General features: G+C 67.0%; 10 protein-coding genes. 4 read left to right on the top strand and 6 right to left on the bottom strand.

Annotation, left to right across the window (positions count from 1 at the left end):
• Positions 1 to 7: 7 nt before the first annotated feature.
• Positions 8 to 2,362 carry an arylsulfatase gene (locus tag H0B43_RS22760; RefSeq protein ID WP_185725882.1) on the bottom strand — a complete coding sequence of 785 codons (2,355 nt, stop codon included), beginning with the start codon at positions 2,360 to 2,362 and terminating at the stop codon, positions 8 to 10.
• Positions 2,363 to 2,563: 201 nt separating this feature from the next.
• On the opposite strand from H0B43_RS22760, the gene H0B43_RS22765 reads away from it, so the two are divergent.
• Positions 2,564 to 3,703 carry a serine hydrolase domain-containing protein gene (locus H0B43_RS22765; protein WP_185725881.1) on the top strand — a complete coding sequence of 380 codons (1,140 nt, stop codon included), beginning with the start codon at positions 2,564 to 2,566 and terminating at the stop codon, positions 3,701 to 3,703.
• Between the two features lie 31 nt (positions 3,704 to 3,734).
• On the opposite strand, the gene H0B43_RS22770 is transcribed toward H0B43_RS22765, so the two are convergent.
• From H0B43_RS22770 to H0B43_RS22790, 5 genes are all read right to left on the bottom strand, one after another.
• A complete protein-coding gene (locus tag H0B43_RS22770; protein ID WP_185725880.1) occupies positions 3,735 to 4,643 on the bottom strand; it encodes an ABC transporter substrate-binding protein in 909 nt (302 codons plus the stop codon).
• An 11-nt stretch (positions 4,644 to 4,654) separates the two neighbouring features.
• Positions 4,655 to 5,407, bottom strand: coding sequence for an ABC transporter permease (locus H0B43_RS22775; protein ID WP_185725879.1), 753 nt, complete (start codon positions 5,405 to 5,407; stop codon positions 4,655 to 4,657).
• Positions 5,404 to 6,054: an ABC transporter permease gene (locus H0B43_RS22780; RefSeq protein WP_185725878.1), complete on the bottom strand. Its 651-nt coding sequence runs from the start codon at positions 6,052 to 6,054 to the stop codon at positions 5,404 to 5,406. Before H0B43_RS22780 ends, H0B43_RS22775 begins: the two co-directional genes overlap by 4 nt.
• On the bottom strand, positions 6,051 to 7,196 hold the full coding sequence (locus H0B43_RS22785; protein ID WP_185725877.1) for an ABC transporter ATP-binding protein: 1,146 nt from the start codon (positions 7,194 to 7,196) through the stop codon (positions 6,051 to 6,053). Before H0B43_RS22785 ends, H0B43_RS22780 begins: the two co-directional genes overlap by 4 nt.
• A gap of 64 nt (positions 7,197 to 7,260) precedes the next feature.
• The gene (locus H0B43_RS22790) at positions 7,261 to 8,757 is read right to left on the bottom strand and encodes an aromatic amino acid ammonia-lyase (protein ID WP_185725876.1); all 1,497 of its coding nucleotides are present in this window, start codon (positions 8,755 to 8,757) and stop codon (positions 7,261 to 7,263) included.
• 292 nt (positions 8,758 to 9,049) lie between these two features.
• Here H0B43_RS22790 and H0B43_RS22795 point away from each other — a divergent pair, with 292 nt between their 5' ends.
• Genes H0B43_RS22795 through H0B43_RS22805 form a run of 3 tightly spaced genes read left to right on the top strand, consistent with a single transcriptional unit; the run spans position 9,050 to position 13,075 of the window.
• Complete coding sequence (locus tag H0B43_RS22795; protein ID WP_185725875.1) at positions 9,050 to 10,135, top strand: S-(hydroxymethyl)mycothiol dehydrogenase; 1,086 nt, start codon at positions 9,050 to 9,052, stop codon at positions 10,133 to 10,135.
• Entirely contained in the window at positions 10,132 to 10,764 is a 633-nt protein-coding gene (locus H0B43_RS22800; protein ID WP_185725874.1) for an MBL fold metallo-hydrolase, read from the top strand. Before H0B43_RS22795 ends, H0B43_RS22800 begins: the two co-directional genes overlap by 4 nt.
• 4 nt (positions 10,765 to 10,768) lie before the next feature.
• Positions 10,769 to 13,075: an FdhF/YdeP family oxidoreductase gene (locus H0B43_RS22805; protein ID WP_185725873.1), complete on the top strand. Its 2,307-nt coding sequence runs from the start codon at positions 10,769 to 10,771 to the stop codon at positions 13,073 to 13,075.
• Positions 13,076 to 13,078: the final 3 nt, after the last annotated feature.

Raw genomic sequence — 13,078 nt, forward strand, 5'->3', positions numbered from 1 at the left:
GTCTCGCCTACTCCCGCATGAGCATCAGGGCGGCCTCCCGCTCGAGATCGATGTACGGTTCGCCGCTGACGTCGACCGCGACCCGGTTGATCGTGCCGCCGGTGAAGCGGTGCGGCGATTCGCCGGGGTAGTCCTCGGTGATCGGCTCGCCCGGATGCCTGCCGACGTACAGCCCCGCGCCGGCGATCGCGAACGCGCCCATCTGGGTTTTGATCCGGCCCTCGCCGACCTTCCGGTCCCCGTGGAACAGGGACAGGATTCCCTCGGTGGCCGCGGGCTTCTGCTCGTCCTTGTCGAACGAGGCGGACAGAATCAGGTCGGTACCGGTGGGGATGTCCTCGGAGCCGACGATCATCTGTTCCTCGCTGCCCACGAAGTTGTTGACGTAGTGCAGACGGTTGTCCTTCACGTACAGCGCGTGACCTCCGAAACGGGAACCGATCGCGAAGAGCACGCCCTCGGCTCCCGGCTCCGGGATGTCGACGAGCGCTCCGATCACGAACGAGCGTCCGCGGGTATTGACCGATTGCCATTCGGACACGGCGGCGACATCCGGGTAGTAGACGTACCGGTTCCGGGCGGCCGTCAGCTGCGGGCGGGGTGTGCTCATGATCTCGACGGCCGATCGATCGTCCAGTGGAAATGCGCCGTTCGCACCGGCTTCCGCGAACCAGATGTTCACCATCTCCCGCAGCTTGTCGGGATGCTCCGCTGCCAGGTTGTTCACTTCGGCGCGGTCGACGTCGGTGTGGTAGAGCTCCCATTCGTCGTCGTTGAAGTGGCCCCAGCCCGCAATGGTCGGATGTGTCGTGACGGCCTTCCAGCCCTCGTGCCAGATCGACCGCGAGCCGAGCATCGAATAGAACTGCGACTTCCGCTCCGACGGCGCGGACTTGTCGTCGATGCTGCTGCGCATGCTGACGCCGTCGAACGGGGTCTGGACGTGACCCTTGATGGTCTCGGGGGCGTCGACCCCGAGCATGTCCAGGATCGTCGGAACGAGGTCGATCGCGTGGTGGTACTGATCGCGGATCTCGTTCCGAGCCGTGGTTCCCGCCGGCCACGAGATGATGCACGGGTCGGCGGTTCCGCCGTTGAACTCATAGCGTTTCCACATCTTGAACGGGGTGTTGAACGCCATCGCCCAGCCGTTGGGGTAGTGGTTGTACGTTTTGGGCCCGCCGAGGTCGTCGAGTTTTGCGAGGTTCTCGGCGAGGTCGTCCGGGACGCCGTTGGCGAACTTCATCTCGTTGACGGAGCCGTTCGGGCCACCCTCCCCGCTCGCACCGTTGTCGGAGACGACCACGATGACCGTGTTCTCCATCTGATCGTTCTGCTCGAGATAGTCGAGCAGACGCCCGATCTGATGGTCGGCGTGCGCCAGGAACCCGGCGTACACCTCGGCCATCCGCGCGAAGAGACGCTTTTCGTCGTCGCCGAGCGTGTCCCACGGCCGGGTGTAGTCGAGTTCGGGGAACGGTGCGCCGTCGGGTCCCGACCGGGTGTCGGGGGTGCCGATCGGGTTGATCGGCGGAAGTTCGGTGTCGGCGGCGACGATGCCCAGTTCCTTCTGGCGGGCGAGGGTCTGTTCGCGTATCGCGTCATAGCCCATGTCGAACTTGCCTGCGAACTTCTCGATCCATTCCTTCGGGGCATGGTGCGGCGCATGGCACGCGCCGGGCGCGTAGTAGAGGAAGAACGGCTTGTCGGGTGCGATCACCCGGGCGTCCTTGATGAACTCCAGTGCCTTGTCGGTGATGTCCTCGCTGAGGTGGTAGCCCGCCTCCGGCGACCGGGGCTGGTCGACCGGGTGGTTGTCGTAGACCAGATCCGGATACCACTGGTTGGTCTCCGCGCCGAGGAATCCGTACCACCGCTCGAAGCCGCGCCCGCTGGGCCAGTTCCGGCGGGTGGCGGCCAGGTTCATCTCGTCGGTCGGGCACAGGTGCCATTTGCCCACCATGTAGGTGTTCCAGCCTTGCTCGGCGAGGATTTCCGACAGCATGCCGTTCTCCGGCGGGATGGTGCCACTCGCATTGGGGAATCCGATCGCGGCCTCGGTGATGCAGGCCATGCTGTTGCGCGTGTGGTTGCGTCCCGTCAGCAGGCACGAGCGCGTGGGCGAGCACAGCGCGGTGGTGTGCCACTGGGTGTACCGGACACCGTTGGCGGCGATCCGATCGATGTTCGGCGTTTCGATCGGTCCGCCGTAACAGCGCATCGCGGAGAATCCGACGTCGTCGAGGACGACATAGACGACGTTGGGCGCCTCGGCGGGTGCCTTCGGTGGCTCGAAGGGCGACCAGTCCGGACTCGAGTCACGAACGTCGACGTTGACGACACCCCGAAATGGCTTTCCCATGGTTTCGGCTCCTCACCTGTGGTCCTGGTTTCAGCGTCGACCACCGCGCCGCCGGGAACCTCACCCGACACGGGTGAAGCCGAGGAGCGTCCAACCGGGGGAGAGAAGTGATTGACACCACATCGGTGCAGGCTCACACTGAAACCTCAACTGAATCCGATGTCAAGATCAATTGCGTCGGCTGGTGGAGAGGAACCGCAGGTGACCCAGCTCGGAGGAGTGTGCGATCCGCGCTTCGCGGCGTTGCAGGACGCACTGAAGGACAATCTCGACTCCGGTGAGGAGCTCGGCGCGTCGATCGTCGTGACCCTCGACGGACAACCGGTGGTCGACGTGTGGGGCGGATGGTCGAATCCCGAACACACCAAGTCCTGGGAGCGCGACACCATCACCAACGTGTGGTCGTGCACCAAGACGGTGACCGCTCTGGCCGCGCTGATGCTCGTCGACCGCGGGCTGCTGGACGTGTACACGCCCGTCGCGAAGTACTGGCCCGAGTTTGCGGCCGCGGGCAAGGAGCGCGTCGAGGTCCGGCATCTCCTCTCGCACACCTCGGGTGTGTCGGGTTGGGATCAGCCGATCACCGTCGAGGACACCTTCGACCTCGCCGAGTCGACGAAGCGGCTCGCCGCGCAGGCGCCGTGGTGGGAACCGGGAACGGCGTCGGGATATCACGCACTGAACTACGGTCACCTGATCGGCGAGGTGGTCCGACGGGTCGACGGACGCACGCTCGGACATTTCGTGGCCGAGGAGATCGCCGGACCGCTGGGCGCCGACTTCCACATCGGGCTGGACCCGTCGCAGTTCGGCCGCGTGTCGAACGTGGTCCCGCCGCCTCCGCTGCCGATCGACCTGGCGTCCCTCGACCCCGCCAGCGTCATCGTCAAGACGTTCACCGGGCCCGGACCGGACGCCACCGCATCGTGGTCCGACGAGTGGCGCACGGCGGAGAACGGTGCGGCCGGCGGTCAGGGCAACGCCCGGTCACTCGCCCGGATCCAGTCGGTGGTGGCCTGCGGCGGCGAACTCGACGGAATCCGGCTGCTGTCTCCGGACACCATCGCGCTGATCTTCGAGGAGCAGTCGAACGGCGTGGATCTCGCGCTGGGGCAGCCGATCCGGTTCGGCATCGGGTACGGACTGCCGACACCCGTGTCGGTGCCGTTCGTCCCCGAAGGGCGCATCTGCTTCTGGGGTGGCTGGGGCGGTTCGCAGGTGGTCGTCGACACCGAACGCCGGATGACGATGACCTACGTGATGAACAAGATGGGACCGGGACTGCTCGGCTCCGACCGCACCGCCCAGTACGCGACGGCGACGTTCGATGCGCTGAGCTGATGCGACCCGGGACACTGACCTGACCGGACGCTCAGGACGCGAGGCCTTTGTCCTGCAGCCATTCCCGGGCGATGTCGCTCATGTCCTCGAGGTCGGCCACCCGCTTGTTCATCTCGATGAGATCGTCGGTCGTCAGGGCTGCCGACACGTCCGCGAGCACGGCGCGGACGTCGTCGCGGGCCTTGTTCTCGTTGATGATCGGCGTGATGTTCTCGGCCAGGAACAGGTGCTTGGTGTCCTCGAGGGCCACGAGGTTCTCCGAGCGCATCGCCGGGTCGGTGCTGAACACGTCGGCGACCTCGATCTGACCGCTGAGCAGAGCGTTGAGTGTGAGGGGACCGCCGGCGTCCAGTGCCAGGAACTCCTTGAACGTCAGACCGTACCGGTCCTTCAGGCCTGCGACACCGTTCTCACGGGTCTTCCATTCGGGTGGGCCGCCGAGGGTCAGTTCGCCGGCGTGCGGGACGAGGTCCTCGATCGTCTTCAGTGAGTATTCGTCGGCGGTCTCCTGCCGCACCGCGAGAACGTCCTTGTCCTCGGCGGGGGAGGGCTCCAGTGCGACGAGCCCGGCGGGGAGCTTGGCCTTGATCTCCTCGGTCACCTCGTTCGACGCGGTCGCGGTGGTGGCGCTGTCGAGATACTGCAGCAGCGCACCCGAGTATTCGGGCAGCAGGTCGATGGAGCCGTCCCGGATGGCCGGAACGTACACCTCGCGGCTTCCGATGTTCAGCTTCTCGGTCACGTCGATGCCGTTGGCACGCAACGCCTCCGCGTAGATGGTGGCGATCAGCTGGCTTTCGGGGAAGTCCGCGGAGCCGACGACGATGGCGCCGTCGCTGCTTCCGCCGCCGTCGGCCGCCAGGGGGTCCTTGCCGATCCCGCATGCCGTCAACGACACCAGGGTGGCGCCTGCCAGCGCGACGATCAATGCCTTCTTCATGGTGATGTCCTTCAGGTCAGCGAGGGTTCGGGTACGGAGGACGCGCGGGCCGCGACCGGGGTCTTCTCGGAAGCGGATCGCGTGCCGTTGCTGCGCACGCGCCGGGTGAGTCCGGGTGACACCACCCGCACGGTGAGGAACCCGATCGCGAGATCGAATGCGAGGGCGAGGAGGGACACGAGGACGGCCCCCGCCGCCATCTGCGCGTAGTCGCTCTGCGCCTTGCCGTCGATGAGGAGTCGTCCCAGGCCGCCCAGTGAGATGTACGCGGCAACGGTCGCCGTCGACACGATCTGCAACACCGCACTCCGGATGCCGGACAGCATCAACGGCAGCGCGCACGGCATCTCCACCTCGGTGAGGATGCGCATCGACCGGAACCCCATTCCGCGTGCGGCGTCGACGGCTGCCGGGTCGACCGCGCGGATGCCGGCGTACGTGTTGGTGAGGATCGGCGGGATGGCCAACAGCACCAGCACGATCAGGCTCGGAACGAGGTAGGCCAGCTTGGTCGAGAACGACGGTGCGATGACGAGCACCAGCAGGATCAGCAGGCCGATGGTGGGCAGGGCGCGCAGCGAGTTGGCCAGGCCGGCGACGACCACGGCGCCGCGGCCGGTGTGCCCGATGTACAGGCCGAGCGGAACGGCGATCAGGGCCGCGGCGAACAGGGCGAGGAACGTGTACAGCAGGTGCTGGAGCAGGAGGGCCGGAATGCCTTCGGGCCCTGTCCAATGAGCACCGTCCAACAGAAAGTCGATCATGATGCGACCACCTTGGGGGTCCACGGTGTGAGTAACCGATTGGCGAGCACGATGAGCAGGTCGAGAACCAGGGCCAGCAGCAGGCAGAGTGCGATACCGGCGATGATGGGTGTGTAGAAGCGCAACTGGAAGCCCTGGGTGAACAGGGAACCGATCTGCGGGATGCCGAGCAGGGCGGCGAGCGAGACCAGGCTGACGTTCGACACGACAGCCACCCGCAGTCCCGCGCAGATGACGGGAACACCCACGGGGAGCTGCACTTTCAGCAGCGTTTGATAGGGTCGGTAGCCCATCGCAGTCGCGGCGAGCACGGTCTCCTGGGGCACCGAATCGAGGGCGTCGGCGATGACGCGCACCAGGAGGGCGACGGTGTAGATCGTCAGGGCCACGACGATGTTCATCGGATCGAGGATCTTCGTTCCGAGGACGGGCGGGAGCAGGACGAACAGGGCGAGCGACGGGATCGTGTAGAGCAGACCCGCGGTCCCCACCACATAGGGGTTGATCCGGCGACTGCGATGCGCGAGCCAGCCGATGGGCAGCGCGACGATCACGCCGACGACGAGCGGCACGAGCGAGAGCAGGATGTGCCAGCCGACGAGTTCGGCGATGCGGTCGGACTGGCGGCCCAGCCACTCGAGGTTCATCGGGCCATCGCCTCCGAACCGAATCGGTGGCCGGCCCCGCGATCGCCGGCCGCGAGATCCGCCGACTCGATCGCCGCCACGGCCGCGTGCGCCGTCACGGTGCCGACGAGCGCTCCGTCGCCGTCGACGACCACACCCCGCTTGCTGGGTGCGGACAGCGCGGCGTCGAGCAGTGCCCGCATCGTCCCGTGTGCATCGGCGACGGTGCCGCTGAGATTCACGTCGTCCGGGCGAATGCTGCCGACGACCTTCGCCGGCTGCACCCAGCCGATCGGCTTGTTCGCCGCGTCGACGACGAGCAGCCAGTCGTCGAACGTCCGCGCGAGGGCGTCGACCGCCGAATCACCGAGACGGGCAACGGGTTCGGTGACGGTCTCCACGCGGCCGTCGAGGGTGGCGAAACCCAGCGAACGGTAGCCGCGATCACGTCCGACGAAGTCGGCGACGAACTCGTCGGCGGGCTCGGTCAGCAACTCCAGCGGGGTCGCCGCCTGCGCCAGGACTCCGCCGGTCCGCAACACGACCACCTGGTCGCCGAGCTTGAGGGCTTCGTCGATGTCGTGCGTGACGATGATGATCGTCTTGCCGATCTCCTTCTGCAGTCGGAGGAACTCGTCCTGCAGTTGGCTGCGGACCACCGGGTCGACGGCGCTGAACGGTTCGTCCATCAACATGAATGCCGGGTCGGCGGCCAGGGCGCGTGCCACACCCACTCGCTGCTGCTGCCCGCCCGAGAGCTGCCACGGATACCGGTCCGCGAAATGCGAGGCGAGACCGACCGTTTCGAGCAGCTCCATCGCCCTGCTCCGGGCCTCCTTCTTCGTCTTCCCCAGCAGTTTCGGCATCGTCGCGACGTTGTCCACGATGGTGCGGTGCGGGAACAGTCCGGCGTGCTGGATGACGTACCCGATCCGCCGCCGCAACAGCGCCGGGTCCATGTCCGCGGTGGATTCTCCGTCGAGCGAGATGGTGCCGGAGGTGGGTTCGATCAACCTGTTGATCATGCGAAGCGACGTCGTCTTGCCGCAACCCGACGGACCGACGAGGGCCGTGATCTTGCCGCTCGGGCACTCGAGGTCCAGCTCGTTCACCGCTGTCGTGCCGTCCGGGTACGCCTTGGTGACTTTGTCGAATGTGATCATCCGCGTGCTACTTTCGTGTGGTCCGGGTGGTGGGAACCCGGAAGTTCGGTGTCGTGGGACTGCTCTACCGAGCTGTGTCTTTCTCCGGGTTCGGCATCGTTTCCAGAAACTTCACCGCTGCTTTCAGGTCGTCGCTCAGGGGACGGTCGGTTGTCCGGGGGTCCAGGCACGTGCGCGCGCGGTGCAGGTAGGCGCCGAGTTCGGTGCCGGTGTCGAGGTCGCGGTGTTGCTGGCCGAGGGCCCGCACCGCCGAGATCAATTCGCACGCGAGGACGATCCGCGCCTGGGCGAGGATGTCGGTGAGCTGGGTGGCGGCCTGGGACGCGAAGCTCGCGTGGTCCTCGGTGCCGCGGGAGATGACCGTGTGCCCGAGGGAGCCCGGTGCGGCGGCCATCCGGATCTCCGCGATCGCCGCGGACGTCGTGTATTCCAGCAGCATGGTGCCGCTGCTGCCGGCCGGACCGTCGGCCAGGAACGGTCGCAGACCGGTGACCGCCGGATCCGACAGGTTGGCCAGCCTGCACTGCGACAGCAGTGCCGCGCTCGACAGCGCGAGTTTGGCCTCGTCCACGGCGAGGGCGATCGGCATCCCGTGGAAGTTCCCGTTGTGGAATACGGCGTCGTCCTCGACGGAGATGAGGGGGTTCTCGGAGGACGAATTCATTTCGATCGCGAGGGTGGCCCGCAGCCGTTGCAGCGCCTGCCAGGTGGCTCCGAGGATCTGGGGGAGGGCGCGGAACCCGTAGGAATCCTGCACCCGGGCGGCCGTCACGGGGTGGCCGGTGAGAAGCTCGCGGACCCGGCCGGCCACCTCTTCCTGGCCGAGGTGCCTGCGGGCGGCCTGCACCCGCGCTGCGAACGGCTCGACGGAACTGCGCGTCGCCAGCAGCGACAGCACGCCGACGATCAGCGAGTGCTCGAGCCAGTTCGCCACGCTGTCGGTGGCGGTGGCCGCGAGTGCGACGGTCATCGCGTTGGTCGAGATCAGGGGGAGGGCGTCACCCTGGTGCGCCGTCCATCGGCTCACCGACCGGCCGTCCCGCAGCGGTGTCTCACCCATCAGCCCGAGCGCGATCTCCGAGAACGCGCTGAGGTCTCCGGTGCCGATCGCGCCGCGGGCGTGCACGATGGGCAGTTCGTCGGCAGCGACGGCGTCGATCAACGCCGTCACGATGTCGGGGTGCAGACCGGATCCGCCGTTGAGGATCTGGTTGACGCGAATGATCATGGCGGCCCGGACCACGTGATCCGGCAACGAGGGACCCGACCCCGTGGCGTGGCTGCGGAGAAGCCGGAGGTCCTGTTCGACGCCGTCGGAGACGGACGTGTCCCGATTTCCCCCGACTCCTGTGGTGCGTCCGTAGATGGGCTGTCGTGCGGCGATCCGCACCGCGGTCTCCCAGGAACGGCGTGCATGCTCGAGCGTGGCGGGGGCAGGCTCGACCGCGACGGGTTCCCGGGCGAGGGTCGTGAGCTGATCGACGGTCAGCTGGGCGCCGTCGAGCAGCACCGGAACGGGCGGCTGCGGTTCCTCGGTCGAGCGGGGATCTTTCCGGGTCATCGGAACTCCGTGATCGATGCGGTGTACGGGTACTCACGAGGTGTGTCGTGCCTCACTCGTTCGAAATGTATAGTCCTGTATATACCGCCCTCTGTCAACCGTCGGTTCGCCCGGGTGACCGGGCTCCCGACCTGTCGGTGGCACGTCGGTTCGGGCTGGCATTCCGGCTAGGTCGGCCTCTCACTTCGATCAGTCCCCCGGTGCCCGTTCGGGACGTAGGGTCTCGGGAGAGGTGCATAGGTAGCCATGCATCGATCCCGCTCCGACTGATCGACCGTAAGGAATGAATCCCATGCCGCAGCAGGTACGAGGCGTCATCGCCCGATCAAAGGGTGCCCCCGTCGAGATCGCGACCATCAACATTCCGGATCCCGGTCCAGGCGAAGTGGTCGTCGACATCGCGGCCTGCGGTGTGTGCCACACCGACCTCACCTACCGCGACGGTGGGATCAACGACGAGTTCCCGTTCCTGCTGGGCCACGAGGCCTCCGGAGTGGTCGAGAGCGTCGGCGAGGGCGTCACCTCCGTGGCCGTCGGCGACTTCGTCGTCCTCAACTGGCGTGCCGTCTGTGGGCAGTGCCGGGCCTGTAAGCGCGGACGCCCGCAGTACTGCTTCGACACCCACAACGCCGAGCAGAAGATGACGCTCGAGGACGGCACCGAGCTGAGCCCGGCACTGGGCATCGGCGCCTTCGCCGACAAGACCCTCGTCCACGCCGGACAGTGCACCAAGGTCGACCAGTCCGCGGACCCCGCCGTGGTCGGGCTGCTCGGCTGCGGCGTGATGGCCGGTCTCGGTGCCGCCGTGAACACCGGCAACGTCGGTCGCGGTGACACCGTCGCCGTCATCGGCTGCGGTGGCGTCGGCGACGCCGCGATCATGGGCGCCCGCCTGGCCGGCGCCGTGAAGATCATTGCGATCGACCGGGACGAGAAGAAGCTCGAGTGGGCGAAGGACCTCGGTGCGACGCATACCGTCAACGGCGCCGACGTGGATGCGGTCGAGGCCGTGCAGGAGCTCACCGGCGGATTCGGTGCCGACGTCGTGATCGACGCGGTCGGCCGCCCGGAGACGTGGAAGCAGGCGTTCTACGCCCGCGATCTCGCCGGCACCGTCGTGCTGGTCGGTGTCCCGACCCCCGACATGAAGCTCGAGATGCCGCTGATCGACTTCTTCTCCCGCGGCGGATCGTTGAAGTCGTCGTGGTACGGCGACTGCCTCCCCGAGCGCGACTTCCCGACGCTCGTGGACCTGTACCAGCAGGGCCGGTTGCCCCTGGAGAAGTTCGTGTCCGAGCGGATCAAGATCGACGAGGTCGAAGAGGCCTTCCACAAGATGCACGCCGGTGAGGTGCTGCGTTCGGTCGTCGTCCTGTGAGCGGGCAGTTCCGGATCGACCGGGTCGTCACCGAAGGCACGTTCGCCCTCGACGGTGGCGAGTGGAACGTCGACAACAACATCTGGCTGATCGGTGACGACACCGACGTCGTCATCGTGGACGCCGCGCACGATGCGGAGCCGATCATCGACGCGGTCGGGGACCGGCACGTGAACGCGGTGATCTGCACACACGGTCACAACGACCACGTCACCGTCGCACCTGAACTCGCCGAGCGACTGCACGCCCCGGTGCTGCTGCACCCCGGCGACGACGTGCTGTGGAAGATGACGCATCCGGAGGCGAAGTACTGGAACGTCGAGGACGAGCAGCGGATCGCCATCGCCGGCACCGAGATCCAGGTGATCTCCACCCCGGGTCACTCGCCGGGGTCGGTGTGCCTCTACCTGCCCGAGGCCGGGGCGCTGTTCTCCGGAGACACCCTGTTCTCCGGCGGTCCCGGGGCCACCGGTCGCTCGTACTCGGACTTCCCGACCATCATCGGGTCGATCCGCGACCGGTTGTTCGCCCTTCCCGAAGAGACGCTCGTCCACACCGGTCACGGTGACGGAACCACGATCGGCACCGAGGCCCCGCACCTCGCCGAATGGATTGCACGAGGAAACTGATTCCATGACCGACATCACCGACAGGTACACCTTCGACGAGGAAGACGTCGTTGTCACGCACGAGAAGTCCTATGCGGCAGGTGTTCCTGCGGTGTTGGTGTCGTTGCGTCGTGGGATCGAGCAGATGGGTCCGGTGCGCACGGCCCGCACGTTGATGAAGCTGAATCAGCGGGACGGGTTCGACTGCCCGGGGTGTGCGTGGCCGGAAACCCCCGGGCACCGCAAGCATGCGGAGTTCTGCGAGAACGGGGCGAAGGCGGTCGCGGAGGAGGCCACCACCCGCACCGTGACCCCGGAGTTCTTCGCCGAGCATTCGGTGGCCGAGTTGCTGCGGCGCACCGAATTCTGGCTCGGTCAGCAGGGCCGGCTGACGCATCCGATGGTGCTGCTGCCCGGCGCCACCCATTACGAACCGATCGGGTGGGACGCGGCGTTCGCGTTGATCGCCGGGGAGCTGCGTGGTCTGGCGTCGCCGGACGAGGCGGTGTTCTACACCTCCGGCCGCACCAGCAATGAGGCGGCGTTCGTGTACCAGTTGATGATCCGGGCGTTCGGGACCAACAACCTGCCGGACTGCTCCAACATGTGCCACGAATCCTCCGGGTCCGCGTTGACGGAAACGATCGGCATCGGCAAGGGTTCCGTCTCCGTCCCGGACATCGAGAATGCCGACCTGATCCTGATCGCCGGCCAGAACCCGGGCACCAACCACCCCCGCATGCTCTCCACCCTGGAAAAGGCGAAAGCCAACGGGGCGAAGGTCATCGCGATCAACCCGCTGCCCGAGGCCGGACTGCTGCGGTTCAAGGACCCCCAAAAGGTGCACGGCGTCGTCGGCGACGGCGTGGCCATTGCGGACGAGTTCCTGCAGATCCGGATCGGCGGCGACCAGGCCCTGTTCCAGGGCCTGGGCCGGTTGCTGCTCGAGGTCGAAGACGCGGCACCGGGCACCGTGCTCGACCGGGAGTTCATCGACCGGCACACCGCGGGATTCGCCGAGTGCGCGGCGCATCTGCGTCAGGTCGATCTGGGCACGGTGGCGGCGGCCACCGGGTTGACGCTCGAGCAGATCCGGGACACCGCCGCCGCGTTGATCGCCTCGAAGAAGACCATCATCTGCTGGGCGATGGGGCTGACCCAGCAGACCCACGGCGTCGCGACCATCCAGGACGCGGTGAACCTGCTGCTGCTGCAGGGGATGATCGGCAAACCCGGGGCCGGGGTGTGCCCGGTCCGCGGGCATTCCAACGTGCAGGGCGACCGGACGATGGGCATCTGGGAGAAAATGCCCGAAGCGTTCCTGACCGCATTGGACACCGAGTTCGGCATCCGGTCCCCGCGTAAGCACGGATTCGACGCCGTCGATTCCATCCGGGCGATGCGCGACGGAAAGGCGTCGGTGTTTCTGGGGATGGGCGGCAACTTCGTCTCCGCCACCCCCGACACCGACACCACCGAAACCGCCCTGCGCAACTGTGCGCTGACGGTGCAGGTGTCGACGAAACTGAACCGCTCCCACCTGGTGACCGGGCAGACCGCACTGATCCTGCCGTCGCTCGGCCGCACCGACAAGGACCTGCAGAACGGGAAAAAGCAGCAGGTGTCGGTGGAGGATTCGATGTCGATGGTGCACCTGTCCCGGGGCAGCCTGCCCCCGGCCAGTGACCAGTTGCGCAGTGAGGTCGCGATCGTCTGCGGCATCGCGCAGGCGTTGTTCGGGCCGGACCACCCGGTGCCGTGGGCGCAGTTCTCGGTCGATTACGACCGGATCCGGGACTCCATCGCCCGGGTGATCCCCGGGTTCGAGGACTTCAACACCAAGGTGCGTCAGCCGGACGGGTTCGGGTTGCCGCACCCCCCGCGGGACGAGCGCCGGTTCGTGACGAACACCGGGAAGGCCAATTTCACCGTCAACGACCTGTCCTGGCTGCCGGTCCCGGACGGGAAACTGATCCTGCAGACCATGCGGTCGCACGATCAGTACAACACCACCATCTACGGTCTCGACGACCGCTACCGCGGCGTCAAGGGCGGCCGCCGGGTCCTGTTCATCAGTGCCGAGGACCTGGAGTCGTTCGGGTACGCGGCGGGGGACCGGGTGGACCTGATCTCCGAATGGGAGACCGCCGACGGCAGCGTGGAGGAGCGCCGCGCGGAGGATTTCCGGTTGGTGCCGTATCCGACCCCGGTCGGGAATGTGGCCGCCTACTATCCGGAGACGAACCCGCTGATCCCGCTCGACCACGTCGCGAAGAAGTCGAACACCCCGGTGTCGAAGGCGGTCCGCATCCGCCTCGAGAAGCGGGGCTGACCG

The organism is Rhodococcus sp. 4CII (assembly GCF_014256275.1).
Classification (GTDB): domain Bacteria; phylum Actinomycetota; class Actinomycetes; order Mycobacteriales; family Mycobacteriaceae; genus Rhodococcus_F; species Rhodococcus_F wratislaviensis_A.